Below are 20,621 nucleotides of genomic sequence, written 5' to 3'. Positions count from 1 at the left end.
TTTTGCGACATGGATTCTACACAAATTAAATATATTCTTTCGCTACACATAATCTTCGTAGTATGCTGGTTTGCGGCGCTCTTCTATATTGTTAGACTTTTTATTTACGCTGCAGAAGCTCAAAAAAAAGATGACGTAGCAAAAAAGATTTTAACCGATCAGTTAACTTTAATGCAACGCAAGCTCTGGTATATTATCGGGTGGCCGTCCATGATAGGGACTTTTGTTTTTGGTGGATGGATGTTGTATCTGAATTGGGAATTCTATTTAAGTCAACCATGGATGTGGTTAAAATTAATTTCTGTTGGCGTTCTCACCATTTATCATATCGGCTGTCAACGCATTTTATCGCAACAGAAAAAAGGATTATTCAATCTTTCATCATTAAAACTCAGACTCTTAAACGAATTGGCTACAGTATTACTTGTAGCAATTGTTTTTCTTGTGGTAGTAAAATCCACTTCAGGCTTATTAGTTGGAATACTAGGACTCTTTGGCTTTGCAGCCACGTTGATGATTGGGGTCTTGATTTATAGAAAAAGTCGTAAGAAAGAAAGTAGTGAAAATTTAGAAGAAAAAAAGTAGATCTTACTGATCTTTTTTAATCCAGGCGTGAGGAAAGAAATCCTTCACTTCAATAAGTTTTGTGATAGCCTCTTCTTTTGTGGCGTAATTGCCATTGCTTACAACATACATTCCTTTGTTATTTTTACCACTTACCGTGGCGCGAATGTGTTTAGAAGACAGCTTGCTTACCATACGTTCAGCATTCTCAAGTACCGTAAAACAACCTAAAACAATTTCGAATTTTCCAGACCCAAGGTTGGTTATATGAGTTGATCCTGAGTGTTTTAAATCGGGCGTATTAAAGCTGTTTTCAAGGGCTTTAACTGCGATATGTTTTTTAGCATCCAGTTCAAGCGTTGCAATTCCATTGGCATCTGCAACATAGGTGGGTTGTTTTATATCGCTACCAAGAATACTTAGATCAGCGTAATTAAGTGGCGTATAAATACCTTTTGTAGTTTCTCCGTATAACGAAGCTCTCAAATCTCCTTTAAATTGCGTGTTGTTTACAAGCAATCCAAGAAGAGCAATTAACACCGCAACAAGCGAAACAGGAATCGCTATCTTCGAATAATTTCTTCTGCTTTTTACCGGACCATTTACTGGCTCTGAAATATGTTCTGATGTATGTAAAGTACGGTCAACAAAGACAGTTTCTTTTTTAGGCTCTGTTAAAGTAATCTCTAGTTCTTTTATAGAAACAGAACCTAAACCAAAACTTTTTGTTAAAAAGTTAGAATCCTGTTGTGGTTCAAAACAAATATTATTTTCAAAGTCAAGATAAAAGAAACCTATTCCTTCAAGAGCCAAACGCCTTTTAGCATTTAAAATGCCAGTACAAAATTCTGAAAAGTCAGTTAAATGATTTAGCGCCTCGTTGGCACGGCATTTTAAAGCATTTTGAAGCCAGACTGCAAGAATACCATCATTTTGCTTTAACTGAGCATTGAAACTAACTGTTTTTGAAGGAGGTACAAGTAATCCGCCGGAAGCGGAAAAGTGTGAGGGGGTCGATTTAAGAACGAAACCTCCAAAATTTGGCAAAACAAGATAGTTATTAAAGAAGAGTTGCTCTTTAATTCCTTTAATTATGGTTTGCTGAACGCTCATTGATTATGGACCACAAATGTAACCTTCTATTTCAAATATATAGAATGAATTTTATGCAGAAACAATTTTTTATTAAATAATTTTTAATAAACCGTAATGATTATAACGATTATAGTATTTTTGCGCTTCGTATGAAAATAAATATATCTCTACTATTTGTTGTACTTTTTTTTACTCAACTGGGTTTTGGCTATTCCCAAAAATCAGATCTTAACTGTAAAGACATTGTTATCAAGAGTCTAAAGTCAATTAAAGAAGTAAAAGGGCTTAAATACCACCTTAAGATAACCGAGCGCGGAAAAAAAGGGTACAATTATTATGAAAGTGCCGTAAAATTCAGCCGCAACCCTCGTCTTATATATCTTTACATCAAAGGAATTGAAGTGCTTTGGTTGCAAGGGCAAAACGAAGGAAAAGCGCTCGTTAAACCTAATTCTTTCCCCTATTTTAATCTGAATCTGGATCCCATGGGGAATTTAATGCGCCAGGATCAGCATCATACGCTGAATGAGATGGGTTATGACTATTTCGCCAGTATTATTCAAAATACTATAGACAAACTGGGTGAGAAGTTTGATGATGTATTTTCTTACGCTGGTGAAGAACGGGTTAATAACCGACCTTGTTATAAAATTTTAATTGATAATAAAGATTTTAAGTACATCGATTATACCATTGGTGAGAATGAAAGTATAACATCTATAGCACGTAAATTTCACATTGCTGAATATATGATCCTCGAAAAAAATCCAAAATTCAAGGATTATTTTGATATTCTTAAAAAAGGTCAGGTTATTAAAATTCCAAATTGGTATGCCAGAACAGTTACCATGTATATTGATCAACTTTACTTTTTACCAATCAGTATGAAAGTTAATGATGAAAAGGGAATCTTTGAAGAATACAATTATCACTTCCTGCAAGTGAATCCCAAGTTTGAAGAAGGCGAATTTACAAAAACCTACAAAGATTACGGATTTTAACCCTCTTGTTTTTACGCTCATAGTTTCCATCTTTGCCTTAGAAAGTGTCATATAAGGGATGCCAGGGTTACACCAGCTTTAACCAGGGTATTTCAGACTTTATTTTTCAAAAATTGAAGTGTTAACAAATTGCGTTTTTTTACAACCCTACATTCTCTCAAGTTTCTGTTTCTTTTCACTATATTTAAATACTTGAAAAATCATGTATTTATAGTTGCTGGTCTCATTTTATTCTTGCTGGTATCCTGCTCTAAAAAAGAGATTGCTCAAGATTCATCCCTTTTAGGGCTCGAGTATTATCCAACTGATCTTGGCAAATTTGTTATTTATGATATTGATAGTACCGTTTATACGCAGTTACCTAAAGATACCCTTGTTTACAAATACCGTATCAAAGAAAAATTGGTAGAGAATTTTACAGATAATACTGGTCAACCCGCTATTCGAATAGAACGTTCTGTTAAAAGATTTGATCCATTAAAATCCTACGACAGTATTCCCTGGACCATTAAAGAAGCATGGATGATTAATGCAAATAAAAGTAGTATCCAGGTTGTGGAATCAAATCAACGTATCACCAAGCTTATTTTTCCGGTTCAGGAAAAAATCAGTTGGGATGGAAATGCAAATAATACTTTGGGAATACAAGAATTTACCTACGACTATATAGATAGAACAGAAACTATTGCAAGCACAAGTTTCCCAAGTGTATTACTTGTAAAACAAAAAGATTACCGAACTTTAATCTCGTACGAATATTATATTGAAAAATATGCAAAGGGAGTAGGACTGGTATCCCGCGAAATTAAAGACCTTCTGTCAAATACTATTGTCGCTAACATGCCTGTGGAAAGCAGAATTGAAAGTGGTATAATTTATAAACAAACTTTGGTTACTTATGGTTATGAATAAAAAACTCTCTGCTTTAATTTTAATTTGTTTTATTTTTTCAGGATTCACATCCTTTTCACAATTTAAGTACTGGATCAAGCTGAAAGATAAAACAGGAACCCCTTATACACTTACCAACCCTTCTGCCTTTCTGACTCAAAAATCCATTTCCAGGCGATTGGCTTATTCTATTAATTACAATGTCACAGACTTGCCCGTAAATCCAAGTTATGTTTCACAAATTGATAGTGTTACAGATGTTACTGTGTTGTTTTCCTCCAAGTGGCTCAATGGTGTAGTTATTTCTGTACCAAGCCGATCTCAAGCTGTTACAGCCCTTGCAACAATCAGCACTTTTAGTTTTGTTTTAGATACGTCTAAAGTAAAAAAATACCATATTTCCATAAACGAACCAGTAAACACCAATCCTGAAACCAACTTTGCCCAGGGACGCGAAGCGAAAGAAACTTCATCCACAAGTTATAATTACGGCGGATCATTCTGGCAAAATCAACAACTTAATGTTGTCTGCTTGCACGAACAAGGTTATCGCGGCCAGGGAATGACAATAGGTATTATGGATGCAGGTTTTTCAAATGTAGACACTTACCATGGGTTTGATAGTTTAAGAAATAGGGGAGGGATTATTGGAACAAGAAATTTTGCCGATGGTGGCACAAATGTATACATGGGTAGCACTCACGGAACAGCAGTTCTGTCAACAATTGCCGGAAACATTCCGGGACGCATGTTGGGTTCAGCACCGCTTGCTGATATCTGGTTATTCAGAACCGAAGAGGCGCAGGAAACTCTGAGCGAAGAATATAATTGGATTCGGGCAGCTGAGTTTGCCGACAGTGTAGGTATCGATGTGCTTACAACATCGTTGGGTTACACGCAGTTTGATGACCCTAATCAAAATCACACTTACGCTTCGTTAAATGGTAGAACTGCCCCTATGAGTATTGCTGCAAATATGGCCGCAAGAAAAGGTATGCTCGTTTTAAATGCCGCTGGAAATGAAGGAGCGAACAGTTGGAAATATATTAGTGTTCCGGGCGACGCAGATAGTATTTGCACTGTCGGTGCTGTGGATACTGCTGGAATAATTGGTGGTTTCAGTTCAGTTGGACCCACCTCCGACAAAAGAATTAAACCAGATTTTGTTGCCACAGGAGTAAATACCTGGATTACCGGGGGAGAAATTGGTAACGATGGATATCCTGGTAGCGGAACTTCTTTTGCAACACCAGTTCTCGCCGGAGCCATGACCTGCTTTTGGCAGGCTCATAAAAATTTCAACAACATGAAGGTAATTGATACCTTGAAGAAAACATCTACAAACTACTGTGCACCAAACAATTCCATAGGCTGGGGAATTCCGAAAATGTGCCCGGCCACAAAAACACTTGTAAAGTCATCAGCATTGCTCGATGGGAACACAAACCATGCCGGCATTAAAATTAAATTTGCAGCAGTATCCTCGGGTGCGGTTACTGACTCTACTTATACACTAGCTGACGGTTCGTATTCCGCTCTTTTAAACAACGGTATGTACCGCGTCATTTTTTCCAAACGCAATTATAATACTAAGAACTTTAATTCAGGCGCAGCAACTCTTATCGATATTTGTCCAGGATTAAGTTCTGTGACTTTGACTGCCATACCTGTTCCGGCATTTGATTTTACAGCTTATACTAACGAGGCGAATACAACCATGACAATCTTGCTAACAGATGCAGGTTACGAGTATGTTAAAGTAGAACTCATTGATCTTGCCGGCAAAACTCTATTTTCTACAACTACTGAACCTACTCTTACAAAAATTAGCTTTGACATTTCCGGACTCGCAAGTGAAATTTACCTTCTTAAAGTAAAAACTTCTTTGGGCACAAAAACCATTAAGGTTTTAAAAAGAAAATAGTTCTTTCACCTGTATAGAAAAAATATCCCACTACAACTATGAGTAAAATAGTTTCTGGTTCTTCTTCTTTGAATAAAATAATCATTGTAGCTGCCCTAGGCTATTTTGTTGATATTTATGATCTTGTCCTTTTCAGCGTCGAGCGGAAAGATAGTCTTACAGAGCTTTTGGGCAGGGCTGCAACTTCTGAAAACCTTAAGTCTATTGGCATGTCGTTGCTCAATTGGCAAATGGGAGGAATGCTTTTAGGAGGAATATTCTGGGGAATACTCGGAGACAAAAAAGGAAGACTTTCGGTCTTGTTCGGTTCTATTTTAATGTATTCACTCGCAAATATCGCCAATGGATTTGTTACAAGCATCCCCATGTATTCGGCGCTTCGTTTTATTTCCGGATTTGGACTAGCGGGAGAGTTAGGGGCAGGAATTACTCTGGTAAGCGAGACCATGAGTAAAGAGCGGCGAAGTATTGGCACTATGATTGTTGCCACCGTGGGTGTATTTGGAGCGGTTGTAGCAGGGTTTATGGGCGATGTGATAACAAACTGGCGATGGAGTTTTTATTTGGGAGGCGCCATGGGTCTGGTTCTACTCATACTCCGTATTGGTATTTTAGAGTCTGGTATGTTTGAGAGCCTTCGTAAAACCGAAGTCAGCAAAGGAAATTTTCTTGATCTTTTTAAAAATCGTAAAAGAGCAGGGCAGTACCTCAGTGTAATTATGATCGCTGTACCGGTTTGGTATGTGATGGGTATTCTTATCACTTTCGCCCCTGAAATTTTTGTGTCGATGAAAGTTACAAGTTTTAAACCAGATGCGGGAAAATCAATTATGTACGCCTACCTGGGAATTACCTTGGGCGACATTGCAAGCGGTCTGTTAAGCCACTATTTAAAAAGCAGGAAAAAAGCTCTTGCCGTTTTTATGATTATGACATTTTTGTCCATTATTCTTTATTTTAAATGTGCCATTATTTCAGAAGTATATTACTACAGTGTTGTAACTATAATAGGTTTCGCAACCGGATACTGGGCTGTTTTTATGAGCACAGCAGCTGAACTTTTTGGCACAAATATCAGGGCCACCGCCACTACAACTGCTCCTAATTTTGTTAGGGGCTCAGTTATTTTTCTCAGCTTCTTATTTCGTTTTTTTGAGACTCAGTTTCGAAATTCAGATGGAACATCAGATCTGCAAAAAGCTGCCATCGTGGTTGGCATAGTAGTTGCAATTCTTGCTTTAATAGCGTGGATAAATCTTAAAGAAACTTTCCACAAAGACCTTAATTATACAGAATAATGAGCAAAGCAACCGCCATCATAGGAGCCTCTCCAAAACCTGAGCGCTATGCATACATGGCCACCAGCCGTTTAAAAAAATACGGACATCCCGTTTACCCAATAGGAATTCACCAAGGGAATATTGAAGGTGAAACAATTTCAACTGACAAGCCTCAACTAAAAGATATTGATACAGTTACGCTATACGTGGGACCTCAAAATCAAGGAGCTTGGATAGATTATATCTTAAGCCTTAAACCGAAAAGAATTATCTTTAATCCAGGAACTGAAAATTCTGATTTTGAAAAACAAGCAACTGAAAAAGGCATTGAATGTATTGAAGCTTGTACTTTAGTGATGTTAAGTACAGGACAATACTAATGCGTTATATTCTAAAAGACTTTACATCGTTATCCACTCAAGAGCTTTTTGAGATCTATAAACTGCGAAGTGATATTTTTGTGGTTGAACAAAATTGCGCTTATCAGGATGTAGACGACAAAGATCTTTCTTCGTTTCATGTAATGCTTTTTAGTGATCACCAGCTGGCCGGATACAGTCGTCTTTTACCTCCAGGAACCTCTTATCAGGAACCCTCCATTGGAAGAGTAGCCGTGAAAAGAGAGTTCAGAACTCAAGGGCTTGGAAAATCACTAATGAAGCATAGCATTAAACAAACACTGGAATTATATAATAATCAAGCTATTGTAATTTCCGCACAAGCTTATCTTCTTAAATTTTATACCGATTTAGGCTTCACTAAAGAAGGCGAAGAATATCTTGAAGACGATATTCCTCATATAAAAATGAGGTATAAAGTGCATTAAAATAATTCAGTATATTTATCACTTCTTATCCTTTTGAAAAAGATCTGTTTCATATTATTTTCAGTTTTTATTATTAGCTATGTGTCAAAGGCGCAGGATAGCGGGTCGAATGAAAATGTGCTATGGAGCACGCAAACCCATGTACTAGATAGCACTGAAGGCATTCTTATTTATAATAAAATGATGAAGATCCTTAAAGAGGATTACGCGCTTATAAAAAAGAATGGCTATGAAGTAAAAGGCTGGAACGAAGAATATTATGATAGCGGACAATTACTTCATATAAGTTATTACCGGGATGGGCGCCTTGTACTTTTCAAAAACTTTTATGAGAACGGCCAATGCGAACACAATGTAGCTTACACCGATTCCTTAAATTGCAACATCGATGTCTATTTTGATAACGGTAGCATTAAAAATCAAATAGCTTTTTACAGCGGAATGCCTAAAAAATTAACTGACTTTTTTCCCAACGGCCTTCCCAAAAATAACATCGAGTACGATAAAGAACAACAAAGTGTTTTTTCTAAGCGTAATTGGTTTTTAAATGCTGAAACTCAGTCTGAATTAGTGATGCTGGACAAAGAAGGTAAAAAATATTCTCATAAAACATTTTATCCCAACGGCCAGGTAAAAGAAGATGGCGAATTGGTTTACCTTCCAAAAACTCGTGAGTACTTAAAAACCGGGACCTGGTCTACCTACGAAAGCAGCGGTAAAAAGAAACATAGTGAAAAATTCAAGCTTAAGTTAAAAACCAATTGATAGGCTTTAATTGATTCTCTATCAGGTAGGTATTTGTTTTACTAAAATGTTTACTTCCAAAAAACTTACCTCTTGCCAGCGGTGACGGATGCGCTGCCGTTAGAACCAAATGTTTGGTTGAATCAATTAATTCCGACTTGGTAATGGCATAATTTCCCCACAATAAGAAAACAACCTTTTCTTTTTTATCGCTTATTAATTTTATCAATGCATTGGTAAAGAGTACCCAACCAAACGCTTTGTGACTTCCAGGTTTCGCTTCTTCAACCGTTAATACAGCATTTAACATCAAAACACCTTGTTTTGACCATGCTTCCAGATTCCCTGATTCAGGAATTTGAAATCCAGGAATATCCGATTGAAGTTCTTTGAAAATGTTTTGGAGGCTGGGGGGCTTGCGCATTCCATCGTTCACCGAAAAACTTAACCCATTTGCCTGACCATAGCCATGATAAGGATCTTGTCCAATGATTACGGCTTTTGTTTGCTGAAAGGAGCAAAGCTGCAACGCGTTAAAAACCAATTCAGCGGGTGGATAAACAACTGAGGTTTTATAAGCCCGACTTACGGATTCAATTAAGCTGGAAAAATATGGTTGTTCAAATTCATGTTTAAGTAATTCTCTCCAATCGTCATTCAGCGTTTTTAGTGGCATCAAAATGTTGTTAATAAAACTAAGGTTAAATTAAGTTTTTAATATACAAAAACGAAAGTAAATAGTTATCTTTATAAAATATATACTAAGCATGAAAAAAATAATTTCTATCACCCTTATAGCTTTTGTAGTTTCCATTTCTTTATCTTCTTGCAAAAGCCATGAAAGATGTCCTGCATACGGTAAAGTAGAGCAGAACCATAAAACATCTCTTTAAGCATTATTTGCCTTACTGATCCAGCTGTCTCTTCCAAGACGGCTTTATTTGTTTAAAGCTTTAATTGTTATTAGCTTTTATTCTAAAATCTCTCTAATTAGATCATAGTGTAAGTGCTTTTGGCCTCAGTCACGAATAGTAAAAGTGTGCATATTGCTTAATTCTATTTAACATAATCGGGTATTATGCGGGGACTGTCGAAGCTGAAAGCCGACAGGCAACGTATAATATCACATTATGTCTCAATAGCTTTGGTTGTGCGTGAGAGGCGAAGGTACGTATTGGGGGACGGGTTTAGGGTAACGGGAATTGGTTATATTTGGAATATGCTAGTAAAGGTTTTCAGGATTAACGGATCTGATAGATACGATATTACAATTGATATAACGAAAGAAAGAGTAATATACAATGAATATGGAATATTTGCTTTTTATGACTATACTTATGATCCTAATTATATCAAGCTGGCAAAGAGGCTTAGTAGCGAAAAAAAACCAAATTTCAGTTTTGATGTGGAAGGGATACATGGATTTCTTTACGCACAGCTCAATATTTTTCAGCGATTTAGAATTTATTGGATGCGTGGAGATACTGTTATTCAAAGGCAAGTATTTCAAATAGTTCCCATATTTATTTCAATTCTTGCAGTACTGGCTACAATTTACCCATACTATAAGACATCAACATTAGACAAAGAATTGCTTGAAGCCAAAGCCAAAATAACTGAACTTTACGCGCGTCAACGAGTTCTTGAGTTGCGAGATTCACTGGAAAAAGTGCGTCGATAAGTTTTAATAGCCAGCTTCGTTTCATTTGGTAGCGCAAGGGATTGGAGTGAAAATCCCGCAGCGAAGCGAGGAATTGAAACGTAAAGCCCGTCCCGAAGGGTGCGCCCAAATACTTGGGCGGTGGGTGGGCGAGGCTACCATGTAGCCGAGGTTTTGTGTATATTCGTTGAATGGGATTTTCATTTGACGGGTTTAGCAAACTGCATTTAGATATAAAATCTTTAATTGTTGGGGTTATATTATTAACTCCATTTTGGTATTTAGACCTTTATTTATTTAAAAAGGGTTTTGATGTTGGTACTTAGCATCGTATGTGTCATCCATTTCTTTTTTCAATTTAATTTTAATAAGCATAAAAGACAAAGCCGACGGAAGAGAAATGGAGAAGAATAAAGATAATGTAGTTCCAATCTTAGCAAACTTATACGCGGTATTTGTTTTATCTTTTTTCACCATTATCGGGTATTTTAGAAGCTGGAATTTAATAGATATTTTTGATGCGCTATTTGGCTTTACGGTTTTCTGGTTTAGTTTATCAGTTTTTATTTATCAAAGAAAAAACAAAGCCCAATAGAATATAGAGACAGTAAAGTAAAAAGTAGTATAACGTATTCTGTTATACCAAACGTAAAATTATAGGCTTTATATTTACTCGATCTCTCCAACGTCTGCACCGCAGGTGCTGCTAATATTATAGGACGATACGAAGCGCGAAACACAGGTGCGTGGTGAGGGTCTATTTAACATAATGTAAATTATATTTCAAAATAGATGGGTTGAATAGCCTGATTTAACGGGAAATACCAATATTGGTAAAACGCGACATAGCAGTTTTAACACATACTATTAAAGGTTAAAAAACTAGCTTTGCCCTCTTATTTGAATTAATTTTATAAAATGAATAAACAAGGGAATTCTCCGAAATCGGACAGCAACTCAGCTAAGAAAAGTCCTACTAATTTTGTTCGTAAGACTGTTAAATTAGCGACAGTTAAAAAATCACCCCTCTTCGAAAGCCAGTTAAAAAAAGAGTCTGGCTTTTTAAAAAAGACAAACGATTCCTGGGACTATTAAAACTCTGGAACTTAATTTTGATCTGAATTTCCGTTCACTCATTTCCCCCCAAAGAGTGATTTGTTTCTATTTTTAATCTTTTACTTTTAGAAAGATGAATTTAAAAAGTGTGTTAGATTTATTCATCTGAACCGCTCTCATACTGGAGCGGTTTACTTTTACCTTCCCTTTACAAGCCGCCGGCTTAAATCGTGAACTAATTGAAAAAAGTTCTATATTTACTATAATCTTAAAATTGTGAAATATGATACGATTCGACCTAAAGTTACTTGAACAAGACGGTAACAACACCGCGGATTCAAATGCAATTTCCCATTCCAACGAAGTTGCTCAGTTCACCTGTAATCATTTAAAAAAACTTATCGGTAAAAGAAAATGCCGAAAGCACCCTAGCAGTCCGAATAAGATTAGAATGTATGCTGTTTTAAATGGCGATCCCAAAGCTGAAATTGTGAGCTACTGTTGTCCTGATTTCGTTAAACGCATCAGATAGTTTGAACTGAAATTTATTTTTTTATTTTATGAAATGGATTAAACTTTTCAGTTTGATAACATTTGCATAATTTCTATTGTTCTCTGGAAGCGTAATTTTGTAACGTTGAAAGGCTGTTTTGGTAGTTCAGTTTTTCAGATATAGATTGGTTAACCGCTTTCAGCTGCAAATGAGGAAGGCGGTTTTTCATTTTAAGCGACAAGACTTATATACAAGTCTTCCACTTTTTTCCTCGCCCAGGGTGTTTTTCGTAAAAAAGTCAGGCTCGATTTTATACTTGGATTTTCATTAAAACACCGGATGTTTATTTTTAAGCCTAGATGATCCCAACCGTAATAGTTTACCAAATGTTCTAAGATCATTTGCAGTGTTTTTCCATGTAAAGGGTCTTTAGACGCTGGATTAGTCATAATTTAATACAGATTTTCTAACTTGTTTTCTAACTATAAGATCTACTTCGCGGTTTATTTCGTCGCCATCTTTTTGATGCGCTTTAATTTTAAAAAAATTTAAATCGTGTGTTTCTATCTGTTGAATTAACCTTGTAACCAGATCTACGTTTTGAATCGGGGTACCTTTATTGGTTATAAATTTTTTTTTGTTTTAATTTTTCTTTGCGAACTAAAAGATTCACAACATATTGGCTATCAGAGCATATTTCCACCTTTGAATTTTGAAACGCTCTTTGGTCAAGATAATCTACAGCTTTTATCACTGCCAGTAATTCCATCCGGTTATGCGTAGTTTGCGCTTCTTCACCCTTCAAAATAATTTTTTCGTTGCCGATAAAAACAATGGCTGCCCATGCACCGCAAAGCAATTGTGTGTGACAGCTGCCATCTGTGTATATTTTTATTGGTGCCTCGTTCACTTAGTTAACAGGTAATTGGTGATTTAATTTTATAAAGATATGTACTAATAAAGCCTTATCCCATTACTTTTAGAAATTAATGACAGGTCAGTATCATATCTTACTAGTAGAGGACGAAGAAAATCTTGCAAACACCCTTGCATTGAATTTAAAACTTGAAAATTATCTGGTAACAGTGGCCCGAACCGGAGATGAAGCGCTTAAGCTTTTTACCAAAAACAGAACGTATATAAATCTTGTCTTGCTGGATGTAATGCTTCCGGATATAAATGGCTTCGACCTTTGCAAAGAGTTTAAAATTATGGAACCCGGGATTCCGGTTATTTTTTTAACAGCAAAAAATCAAACAGCAGATAAAATTGGAGGCTTGAAATTAGGCGCCGACGACTACATTACCAAACCCTTTGATCTTGAGGAACTTTTACTTCGCATAAGTAATTTATTAAAAAGAACTCAGAAGGAAGTAGACACTGTATTTAGTTTTGCAAGCTGTAGTATTAATTTTCAAACCTACGAAATTGTGGATATCAGGGGCGATAAACAAAATTTGTCCAAACGTGAAATAGGACTTCTTGAGCTTCTTACTTCCGAGCCTAACAAAGTTATTTCCCGCGATGAAATTATAGAAAAGCTTTGGGACGTTAATGAAAATGCATCCTCCAGAACAATTGACAATTACATACTCAATTTTCGGAAATATTTTGAAGAAAATCCAAAAGAACCCAAACACTTTCACTCTATAAGAGGCGTTGGGTATAAGTTTATCGCAAATAGTTAATATCTTTGCACGACTGATGTTCAAAGAAAAATTAAATAAGAGATTCTATACCACACTTGTAGAAAATAAATTGGAAACCCCTACTCCATTGCAGGAACAAGGACTTCCGAAAATTAATTCAGGCGGCGATGTTATTTTTGTGGCTCCTGAAGGCTCCGGCAAAAGTACACTCGTGAGCATTGCCTCCATTCATAAATTGCAACGTGCCATCGATGATGTGCCTAAAGTATTGATTCTGGCCGGGAGTAACGAGACTGGAAAAACCTTGTTGGAGCAATTAAAGTCATTTACCCGTGGTACAGATCTTAGAGTAAACGCAGCTTTCGAAGATGGCAAAATAGATGCTCAAAATGCCGAGATTTACGAAGGCACCGATATTTTGATAGGTACTCCAAAAAGGCTTCTCGATCTTTATTTTGCCAGCAGCATTAACCTTAATAAGCTGAAATTGTTTGTTATGGATGATCCTGAACTGATGATTAAACATTCATGGCAGGGCCAGGTAGATCGCCTTACTTCCAGTCTGCCCAAATGTCAACACCTGGTTTTTACAACCGAATTAAATGAAAAGGTAGAGAAGTTGATTCACAAATTTATGGTAGCACCATATCTTATAGAGATTGAATAATCCATTACGGATTATTCTTAATGTATTCAGACATCTCTTTCTTCGATCCGCTTAAGCTGAAAACATCGTAAACCTTAAAGTAATTAGATTTATCGATGGTGCGTGAATAAGCATATTTCGCGAAGTTTAATTTGGAGTTTTCGAGGGAAAAAACTTTTAAAATACCCGCTACCTGCGCTGAAGAAAGATGCTGATTTCCAAAAAACGTTTTTGCCATTTCGAGTTTTGTACCCTCAAGGCTTTCCTTTTTTACTGATTTGATCATTTCATTATAATCCGCATCCAACATGGCGGTTACAACGTTAGCCTGAGGAGCCGGACTAAAACTCTCTGCGCCCGGTAAAGGCTGTGGCGATTGATTTTGTTCCGTTATAAGGACTTTGCTTTCCAAAATCAAAGAGTAATTTCCTGTATTGTCTTTGTTTAAAATATATTTGGAAACATAATTTGGAGCGCTGCTTACCATAAAAGAAAGGATGTTCGCAGAACCGGCCTGCAACAGTTTTACCCGGTAATTTTTTTCCTCGAGATAGTCGAAACAGATCGTTGAACTGTACTCATTACTGGTTCTAACCCCGTTCAGGGATATTATAAACCCGGGGTAGTTTGGGCTTGCATTGCGAATGATAACCTTTCCAAGGTCCTGTGCGCTAAGGCTTGAAAATAAAGCGATACAAAGGCAGATTTGAATAAATAAATTTTTCATAGATGTGTGTTTCATTTCATAATTCAAACGGCGTGCTATCTTTTGAGTGAAGTTCCTAAAATTACTTAAAATTTAAAATCAAGATGGAAATAAAAGATGGTTTATTAAATATTCCTTTCTTACTTTTAACCTGCTTAAAAAGCACTCTAAAATATGAACCAGCTACATAATTATGCCTGCGGACAATGGGTTGCAGGATCTGAAAAAGGACAGGATTTATTTAATGCCATTACCGGTGAAACCATTGCTACAACAAGCAGCAGAGGACTCGATTTTGGAATGATGTGTGATTACGCCCGCAATGTGGGTGGACCAAAGCTGAGAAAAATGACCTTCCAGGAACGTGGGCTGATGTTGAAAGCCCTTGCCCTGCATTTAATGAGTAAAAAAGAAGAATTTTACAAAGTGAGTTGGGCCACGGGAGCAACTAGAATAGACAGTTGGGTAGACATTGAAGGAGGAATAGGAAATTTATTTTCATACGCCTCTTTGCGTCGTCAATTTCCTAACGAAACCTATTGTTATGATGGAGATGTAGCAAGACTTTCAAAGAACAATACTTTTATCGGGCATCATATTTGTGTTCCTAAAGAAGGTGTTGCTATTCATATTAATGCATTTAATTTTCCGGTTTGGGGCATGCTTGAAAAAGTGGCAGTGAATTGGTTAGCAGGTGTTCCCGCAATTGTGAAACCCGCAACTGTTACTTCGTTCCTTACCGAGGTTGTTGTAAAGGAAATTATTGCCAGTAAAATTCTGCCAGAAGGGGCACTGCAACTTATTTGTGGAAGTGCCAACGGGATCTTGGATCATGTGATGAATCAGGATGTGGTAACATTTACCGGATCTGCATCAACCGGCAAAATGTTAAAAGCACATCCTCGGCTTTTGCAGGAATCCGTTCATTTTAATATGGAAGCTGATTCACTTAACTGTTGTGTACTTGGAACCGATGTTACCACTGAGATGCCTGAGTTTGACATTTTTATTAAAGAAGTAGCCAGGGAAATAACGACCAAAGCCGGACAGAAATGTACAGCTGTTAGAAGAATCATTGTTCCCGAAAATATGGTGGAGGATGTTCAAATTGCTTTAGGAAAACGTTTGGCACAAAGTGTTATCGGAGATCCTAACGTTGAAGGTGTTAAGATGGGCTCATTGGCAGGCCAAGCACAACTTCTGGAGGTAAAAGAAAAAGTAGAACTTCTCAGTAAATCTCAAAAAATAATTATTGGCGATTTCGAAAAATTTGAAGTTAAAGGTGCTGATAAAAAGAAAGGTGCCTTTATGCCTCCAATTATTTTTCTTAATGAAAAGCCTTTTTCAAATACCGATTGCCACAATGTAGAAGCTTTTGGTCCGGTAAGTACATTAATGCCCTACAAAACCATTGATGAAGCTATTGAATTGAGCCGTATGGGCAAAGGAAGTCTTGTAAGTAGCATAATCACAGCTGATGATCGTATTGCTCGTATGTACACTATTGGCGCAGCTTGCATGCACGGCAGAATTCTTGTTCTTAATCGCGAATGCGCAAAAGAAAGTACCGGACATGGATCCCCTATGCCACTGCTTGTGCATGGCGGACCGGGGCGTGCTGGTGGTGGAGAAGAAATGGGTGGTAAACGCGGGGTTTTTCATTACCTGCAACGTACTGCAATACAAGGATCCCCAACAACTATTACGCATATTTTAAACCAATATCAACAAGGCGCAAAACAAATTGAAAAGGATATCCATCCCTTCCGTCAATACTTCGAAGATCTTGAAATTGGGGAAACTCTGATAACGGCTAAGCACACAGTAACTGAAGCCGACGTAGTGAATTTCGCCAATGTTAGCGGAGACCATTTTTATGCACATACAGATGTAACAAGCCTCGATGGTACAATATTTACAGGCCGTGTTGCCCATGGATACTATATTTTAAGTAAAGCGGCTGGCTTGTTCGTAAATGCAAAAAAAGGTCCGGTTTTGTTGAATTATGGCATTGATGAATGCCGTTTCACCAAGCCTGTTTATATGGGAAGTACAATTGGCGTGCGGTTTACCTGCAAAGAAAAAATAGCGCAGGAAAAAAAGAATGAGGAAGATATTGCAAAAGGGATTGTTAAATGGCTGGTAGACGTTTACGACGAAACCGGCGAAACAGTTGCCATAGCAACTATTCTAACAATGGTTAAAATGAAGAATCAGGATTAAAGCTTAAAAATAATAATTACCGTTTTGTATAAATCTTATATTTGTTTCACTAACTAAGCAATACAATGAAAAAAATCATCAATACCCCTAACGCACCTGCTCCTATCGGGCCCTACAACCAGGCTATTATCGTAAATAATATTATGTTTGTTAGCGGCACCATAGCTATGGACTTACAAAGCAAACAACTTGTAAAAACCAGTATAAAAGAAGAAGCTAAAATGGTAATGGATTATATTGGAGAAATTCTGAAGGCCGGCGGATGCACGTTTGACAATGTTGTTAAGAGCACTATATTTTTAAATGATATGAACAACTTCGTACATGTTAATGAGGTTTATGCTTCCTATTTTAAAGGGGAGTTTCCGGCAAGGGCAACTATCCAGGCAGCGCGTCTTCCAAAAGATGCAAATGTTGAAATTAGTGTTGAAGCAATTCTGTTTTAAGTTGACAAAAGTCAATTTTGTTAAATATTGATTAATATTTAACAAATTTTGTTGAAATATTTGCTTTTGTATTTTTTATCTCTACCTTTACTAGACACACAAAAACAGACAACTATGAACATTTTTATCAGCAACATCAGTTTTAAAGTTAGAGAACAATCACTCAGCGAACTTTTCTCACAGTATGGTGAGGTAACTAGTGTACGAATCATTAAAGACAAGGAAACCAGAAGAAGTAAAGGCTATGGTTTTGTCGAGATGGCTAATGACAACGATGCAAACGTTGCCATCAACGCTTTAAATGGCACAGAGCATTACGAACGCAACATTGTTGTGGCAGAAGCAAAAGGTAAAAAAGAACCTGCGCAGGAAGCACAACAATAATTATAGGTCTTGTTCTATAAAACCCGGAATCAAAAGTTCCGGGTTTTTTATTTGTGTTTTATTTAATATTTAGTCAATATCTTTCCTAAAAAAAACGCATCTTCTTATTATCTTTGCAGGATTTTTAATCTCAAAAAAACAAATGCCTAAAGATACTTCCATAAAATCCGTGTTAATTATAGGTTCAGGTCCCATCGTTATTGGACAAGCCTGCGAATTCGATTATTCTGGTTCACAATCTGCTAAAAGTCTTCGCGAAGAAGGAATTGAAGTGACGCTGATCAACTCCAATCCTGCAACAATTATGACGGACAAGGTAACTGCAGATAATATTTACTTGTTGCCATTGGAAGTTAAATCCATAATAAAAATTCTTGAAGAACAACAAATAGATGCTGTACTCCCTACCATGGGGGGACAAACCGCTTTAAACCTGGCTCTTAAATGTGAAGACATGGGCATTTGGGAAAAGTACAATGTGAAAATGATTGGAGTAGACATTGAGGCGATTAAAGTAACTGAAGATCGCGATCTTTTTCGTGCTCGTATGGAGGAGATTGGTGTGGCAATGGCACCGAGTAAAATAGCAAAATCTTTCCTCGAAGGAAAAAGTGTTGCACAGGAATTTGGTTTCCCTTTAGTTATCCGCCCCTCGTTTACCCTTGGTGGAAGCGGCGGTTCGGTTGTTTATGAAAAGGAAAATTTCGATGCGTTATTAAATCGTGGGCTTCAAACTTCCCCGATACACGAAGTACTTATTGATAAAGCTGTTCTTGGCTGGAAAGAATATGAATTGGAATTATTGCGTGATAAAAATGATAACGTAGCCATTATTTGTTCTATCGAAAATTTCGATCCAATGGGAGTTCACACCGGAGATAGCATTACTGTTGCTCCTGCACAAACTCTTAGCGACAGCACTTATCAGAAAATGCGTACCATGGCCATCAAAATGATGCGCAGCATTGGTAATTTTTCGGGTGGATGCAACGTACAATTCGCGGTAAGTGATGACGAGAAGGAAGAAATTATCGCAATAGAAATCAATCCTCGCGTTTCGCGATCATCAGCATTAGCCAGTAAAGCAACAGGTTATCCGATCGCACGTATTGCAAGCAAATTAGCAATAGGATATCAACTTGACGAATTAATAAATCAAATTACAAAATCTACTTCAGCCTACTTTGAGCCTACTTTAGATTATGTTATTGTAAAAATACCGCGTTGGAATTTTGATAAGTTCAAAGGCTGTAACCGCGAATTAGGTTTCCAGATGAAATCTGTTGGCGAGGTGATGGCTATCGGAAGAAGTTTTCAGGAAGCTTTACAAAAAGCCTGTCAGAGCTTGGAAATTAAACGTAATGGTTTAGGGGCTGACGGAAAAGAAATTACCGATCAGGCTGAACTTCTCAGAGCATTGGAACGTCCAAGCTGGAACCGCTTGTTTATGATCTACGATGCCATGAAAATGGGTATCTCTATCAAAACTATTCAGAAATTAACCCGCATCGATATGTGGTTTCTTCAGCAAATTGAAGAAATGATTGCGCTCGAAAAAGAGATAGAAAAATTTGATTTGAAAGGCCTTTCAAAAGATCTTTTATACGAAGCAAAACAAAAAGGCTATGCCGACCGTCAGATTGCACATTTACTTCGTTGCAAGGAAAGTGAAGTTTATGCAAAAAGAAATGATTTAGGAATTAAACGCGTTTATAAATTAGTGGACACCTGCGCTGCAGAGTTTGAAGCGAAAACGCCTTACTACTACTCTACTTTCGAAGACGAAAATGAAAGTGTAAGTAGCAACAAAAAGAAAATCGTCATCCTGGGAAGTGGTCCTAACCGTATCGGACAAGGTATTGAGTTCGATTACAGCTGCGTACATGGAGTTCTGGCAGCGAAAGAAATGGGTTATGAAACCATCATGATTAACTGTAATCCCGAAACTGTTAGTACAGATTTTAGTACGGCAGATAAACTGTATTTTGAACCTGTATTCTGGGAACATATTTATGATATCATTCTTCATGAAAAACCTGAAGGTGTAATAGTACAATTAGGCGGCCAAACCGCACTTAAGCTTGCTGAAAAACTTGATAGGTATGGTATTAAAATCATTGGTACAGATTTTAAATCTTTAGATCTTGCCGAAGACCGTGGAAGCTTTTCGAACTTATTAAAAGAAAATAATATTCCTTATCCTGAGTTTGGCGTAATTGAAGATGCAGAAGAAGCAATTACACTTTCCAAAAAATTAGGATTTCCTTTATTAGTGCGTCCAAGTTATGTATTGGGTGGACAAAGCATGAAGATTGTTATCAATGAGGAAGAACTGGAACAACACGTTGTAAAATTATTAAACGATCTTCCAGATAATAAAGTTTTACTGGATCACTTTTTACAAGGTGCCATCGAGGCCGAGGCAGATGCAATATGTGATGGAGAGGATGTTTACATCATCGGAATTATGGAACACATTGAACCTGCAGGTATTCATAGCGGTGATAGTTATGCTGTTCTGCCGCCCTTCGATTTAAGTGACGATGTTATTAGACAAATTGAAGATCACACTAAAAAGATTGCTGTTGCTCTTAAAACCGTGGGCTTACTAAATATCCAGTTTGCTGTTAAAAATGGTAAGGTTTATATTATCGAAGCAAATCCAAGAGCTTCACGCACTGTGCCATTTATTGCCAAAGCGTACGATGAACCTTATGTAAATTATGCTACGAAAGTGATGCTGGGAGCTAAAGTAAAAGATTTTAAATTTGCTCCAAAGAAAAAAGGGTACGCCATAAAAATCCCAGTTTTCAGTTATGAGAAGTTTCCTGAAATTCAAAAAGAATTAGGTCCCGAAATGAAAAGCACTGGTGAAGCAATTTATTTTATTGATGATTTACAGGATGAGTTTTTTCAAAATGTTTATAGCGAAAGAAACCTTTATTTAAGTAAATAGTAAGTGCTTGAAATAACCATGTTTGCCCAATACTAGCAAACAAGGATAATAAGTGTCAAGCGCTATAACATACGAGT

The 20,621-nt window shown here is 36.9% G+C and carries 21 protein-coding genes and 1 pseudogene; 17 read left to right on the top strand and 5 right to left on the bottom strand.

The annotated features are described in order from the left end of the window. The first annotated feature begins 9 nt into the window (after nucleotides 1–9). The gene (locus CNR22_21925) at nucleotides 10–585 is read left to right on the top strand and encodes a protoporphyrinogen IX oxidase (protein PBQ34318.1); all 576 of its coding nucleotides are present in this window, start codon (nucleotides 10–12) and stop codon (nucleotides 583–585) included. A gap of 3 nt (nucleotides 586–588) precedes the next feature. On the opposite strand, the gene CNR22_21920 is transcribed toward CNR22_21925, so the two are convergent. Continuing rightward, nucleotides 589–1,677 carry a hypothetical protein gene (locus CNR22_21920; protein ID PBQ34317.1) on the bottom strand — a complete coding sequence of 363 codons (1,089 nt, stop codon included), beginning with the start codon at nucleotides 1,675–1,677 and terminating at the stop codon, nucleotides 589–591. 131 nt (nucleotides 1,678–1,808) lie between these two features. Between CNR22_21920 and CNR22_21915 the strand changes: the two genes are divergently transcribed. The 7 genes from CNR22_21915 (at nucleotide 1,809) to CNR22_21885 (ending at nucleotide 8,346) form a co-directional block, all read left to right on the top strand. Beyond that, nucleotides 1,809–2,660, top strand: a complete 852-nt coding sequence (locus tag CNR22_21915) for a hypothetical protein (protein PBQ34316.1) — start codon at nucleotides 1,809–1,811, stop codon at nucleotides 2,658–2,660. Between the two features lie 192 nt (nucleotides 2,661–2,852). Then, complete coding sequence (locus tag CNR22_21910) at nucleotides 2,853–3,572, top strand: hypothetical protein (protein PBQ34315.1); 720 nt, start codon at nucleotides 2,853–2,855, stop codon at nucleotides 3,570–3,572. Further along, on the top strand, nucleotides 3,559–5,475 hold the full coding sequence (locus CNR22_21905) for a hypothetical protein (GenBank protein PBQ34314.1): 1,917 nt from the start codon (nucleotides 3,559–3,561) through the stop codon (nucleotides 5,473–5,475). The genes CNR22_21910 and CNR22_21905 overlap by 14 nt, the downstream gene beginning before the upstream one ends. A gap of 38 nt (nucleotides 5,476–5,513) precedes the next feature. Further along, a complete protein-coding gene (locus CNR22_21900; protein ID PBQ34313.1) occupies nucleotides 5,514–6,773 on the top strand; it encodes an MFS transporter in 1,260 nt (419 codons plus the stop codon). Further along, entirely contained in the window at nucleotides 6,773–7,135 is a 363-nt protein-coding gene (locus CNR22_21895) for a CoA-binding protein (GenBank protein ID PBQ34312.1), read from the top strand. The genes CNR22_21900 and CNR22_21895 overlap by 1 nt, the downstream gene beginning before the upstream one ends. Further along, nucleotides 7,135–7,581, top strand: a complete 447-nt coding sequence (locus tag CNR22_21890; GenBank protein PBQ34311.1) for a GNAT family N-acetyltransferase — start codon at nucleotides 7,135–7,137, stop codon at nucleotides 7,579–7,581. The genes CNR22_21895 and CNR22_21890 overlap by 1 nt, the downstream gene beginning before the upstream one ends. Nucleotides 7,582–7,662: 81 nt before the next feature. Next, entirely contained in the window at nucleotides 7,663–8,346 is a 684-nt protein-coding gene (locus tag CNR22_21885) for a hypothetical protein (GenBank protein ID PBQ34310.1), read from the top strand. Here the strand turns inward: CNR22_21885 and CNR22_21880 are convergent. After that, a complete protein-coding gene (locus CNR22_21880; protein ID PBQ34309.1) occupies nucleotides 8,327–9,001 on the bottom strand; it encodes a uracil-DNA glycosylase in 675 nt (224 codons plus the stop codon). The two genes, CNR22_21885 and CNR22_21880, sit on opposite strands and share 20 nt — an antisense overlap. A gap of 402 nt (nucleotides 9,002–9,403) precedes the next feature. Between CNR22_21880 and CNR22_21875 the strand changes: the two genes are divergently transcribed. The 3 genes from CNR22_21875 (at nucleotide 9,404) to CNR22_21865 (ending at nucleotide 11,573) form a co-directional block, all read left to right on the top strand. Then, nucleotides 9,404–10,006: a hypothetical protein gene (locus CNR22_21875; GenBank protein PBQ34308.1), complete on the top strand. Its 603-nt coding sequence runs from the start codon at nucleotides 9,404–9,406 to the stop codon at nucleotides 10,004–10,006. A 313-nt stretch (nucleotides 10,007–10,319) separates the two neighbouring features. Beyond that, nucleotides 10,320–10,580, top strand: a complete 261-nt coding sequence (locus CNR22_21870) for a hypothetical protein (GenBank protein ID PBQ34307.1) — start codon at nucleotides 10,320–10,322, stop codon at nucleotides 10,578–10,580. A 744-nt stretch (nucleotides 10,581–11,324) separates the two neighbouring features. After that, the gene (locus CNR22_21865; protein PBQ34306.1) at nucleotides 11,325–11,573 is read left to right on the top strand and encodes a hypothetical protein; all 249 of its coding nucleotides are present in this window, start codon (nucleotides 11,325–11,327) and stop codon (nucleotides 11,571–11,573) included. A gap of 191 nt (nucleotides 11,574–11,764) precedes the next feature. Here CNR22_21865 and CNR22_21860 read toward each other — a convergent pair whose 3' ends face one another. Both CNR22_21860 and CNR22_21855 read right to left on the bottom strand, forming a co-directional pair. After that, on the bottom strand, nucleotides 11,765–11,983 hold the full coding sequence (locus CNR22_21860; GenBank protein PBQ34305.1) for a hypothetical protein: 219 nt from the start codon (nucleotides 11,981–11,983) through the stop codon (nucleotides 11,765–11,767). 167 nt (nucleotides 11,984–12,150) lie between these two features. Beyond that, entirely contained in the window at nucleotides 12,151–12,444 is a 294-nt protein-coding gene (locus tag CNR22_21855) for a hypothetical protein (protein PBQ34304.1), read from the bottom strand. 79 nt (nucleotides 12,445–12,523) lie between these two features. Between CNR22_21855 and CNR22_21850 the strand changes: the two genes are divergently transcribed. Beyond that, nucleotides 12,524–13,222, top strand: a complete 699-nt coding sequence (locus CNR22_21850) for a DNA-binding response regulator (GenBank protein PBQ34303.1) — start codon at nucleotides 12,524–12,526, stop codon at nucleotides 13,220–13,222. A gap of 16 nt (nucleotides 13,223–13,238) precedes the next feature. Continuing rightward, nucleotides 13,239–13,850, top strand: coding sequence for a DEAD/DEAH box helicase (locus CNR22_21845; protein PBQ34302.1), 612 nt, complete (start codon nucleotides 13,239–13,241; stop codon nucleotides 13,848–13,850). Between the two features lie 4 nt (nucleotides 13,851–13,854). Here CNR22_21845 and CNR22_21840 read toward each other — a convergent pair whose 3' ends face one another. Beyond that, nucleotides 13,855–14,571 (bottom strand): hypothetical protein, encoded by a 717-nt coding sequence (locus tag CNR22_21840; protein ID PBQ34301.1) that lies wholly within the window; start codon nucleotides 14,569–14,571, stop codon nucleotides 13,855–13,857. Between the two features lie 138 nt (nucleotides 14,572–14,709). Here CNR22_21840 and CNR22_21835 point away from each other — a divergent pair, with 138 nt between their 5' ends. The 4 genes and pseudogenes from CNR22_21835 (at nucleotide 14,710) to CNR22_21820 (ending at nucleotide 20,544) form a co-directional block, all read left to right on the top strand. Then, a complete protein-coding gene (locus tag CNR22_21835; protein PBQ34300.1) occupies nucleotides 14,710–16,758 on the top strand; it encodes a phenylacetic acid degradation bifunctional protein PaaZ in 2,049 nt (682 codons plus the stop codon). A gap of 65 nt (nucleotides 16,759–16,823) precedes the next feature. Then, nucleotides 16,824–17,204, top strand: a complete 381-nt coding sequence (locus tag CNR22_21830) for a reactive intermediate/imine deaminase (protein ID PBQ34299.1) — start codon at nucleotides 16,824–16,826, stop codon at nucleotides 17,202–17,204. Between the two features lie 114 nt (nucleotides 17,205–17,318). Then, a pseudogene (locus tag CNR22_21825) lies at nucleotides 17,319–17,661 on the top strand (RNA-binding protein). Nucleotides 17,662–17,730: 69 nt separating this feature from the next. Beyond that, the gene (locus CNR22_21820) at nucleotides 17,731–20,544 is read left to right on the top strand and encodes a carbamoyl phosphate synthase large subunit (GenBank protein ID PBQ34298.1); all 2,814 of its coding nucleotides are present in this window, start codon (nucleotides 17,731–17,733) and stop codon (nucleotides 20,542–20,544) included. Nucleotides 20,545–20,621 lie beyond the last annotated feature (77 nt).

The organism is Sphingobacteriaceae bacterium (assembly GCA_002319075.1).
Taxonomy (GTDB): Bacteria; Bacteroidota; Bacteroidia; order B-17B0; family Aurantibacillaceae; genus Aurantibacillus.
This window is presented reverse-complemented; position numbering and strand designations above follow the sequence as displayed.

Bases quoted from the DNA above. Each gene is read 5' to 3' on its own strand.
- CNR22_21890 (PBQ34311.1), top strand. From the start codon at position 7,135: ATGCGTTATATTCTAAAAGACTTTACATCGTTATCCACTCAAGAGCTT.
- CNR22_21920 (PBQ34317.1), bottom strand. From the start codon at position 1,677: ATGAGCGTTCAGCAAACCATAATTAAAGGAATTAAAGAGCAACTCTTC.
- CNR22_21850 (PBQ34303.1), top strand. From the start codon at position 12,524: ATGACAGGTCAGTATCATATCTTACTAGTAGAGGACGAAGAAAATCTT.
- CNR22_21915 (PBQ34316.1), top strand. From the start codon at position 1,809: ATGAAAATAAATATATCTCTACTATTTGTTGTACTTTTTTTTACTCAA.
- CNR22_21905 (PBQ34314.1), top strand. From the start codon at position 3,559: ATGGTTATGAATAAAAAACTCTCTGCTTTAATTTTAATTTGTTTTATT.
- CNR22_21820 (PBQ34298.1), top strand. From the start codon at position 17,731: ATGCCTAAAGATACTTCCATAAAATCCGTGTTAATTATAGGTTCAGGT.
- CNR22_21835 (PBQ34300.1), top strand. From the start codon at position 14,710: ATGAACCAGCTACATAATTATGCCTGCGGACAATGGGTTGCAGGATCT.
- CNR22_21880 (PBQ34309.1), bottom strand. From the start codon at position 9,001: ATGCCACTAAAAACGCTGAATGACGATTGGAGAGAATTACTTAAACAT.
- CNR22_21845 (PBQ34302.1), top strand. From the start codon at position 13,239: ATGTTCAAAGAAAAATTAAATAAGAGATTCTATACCACACTTGTAGAA.
- CNR22_21895 (PBQ34312.1), top strand. From the start codon at position 6,773: ATGAGCAAAGCAACCGCCATCATAGGAGCCTCTCCAAAACCTGAGCGC.
- CNR22_21860 (PBQ34305.1), bottom strand. From the start codon at position 11,983: ATGACTAATCCAGCGTCTAAAGACCCTTTACATGGAAAAACACTGCAA.
- CNR22_21840 (PBQ34301.1), bottom strand. From the start codon at position 14,571: ATGAAACACACATCTATGAAAAATTTATTTATTCAAATCTGCCTTTGT.
- CNR22_21875 (PBQ34308.1), top strand. From the start codon at position 9,404: ATGCGGGGACTGTCGAAGCTGAAAGCCGACAGGCAACGTATAATATCA.
- CNR22_21865 (PBQ34306.1), top strand. From the start codon at position 11,325: ATGATACGATTCGACCTAAAGTTACTTGAACAAGACGGTAACAACACC.
- CNR22_21925 (PBQ34318.1), top strand. From the start codon at position 10: ATGGATTCTACACAAATTAAATATATTCTTTCGCTACACATAATCTTC.
- CNR22_21830 (PBQ34299.1), top strand. From the start codon at position 16,824: ATGAAAAAAATCATCAATACCCCTAACGCACCTGCTCCTATCGGGCCC.
- CNR22_21900 (PBQ34313.1), top strand. From the start codon at position 5,514: ATGAGTAAAATAGTTTCTGGTTCTTCTTCTTTGAATAAAATAATCATT.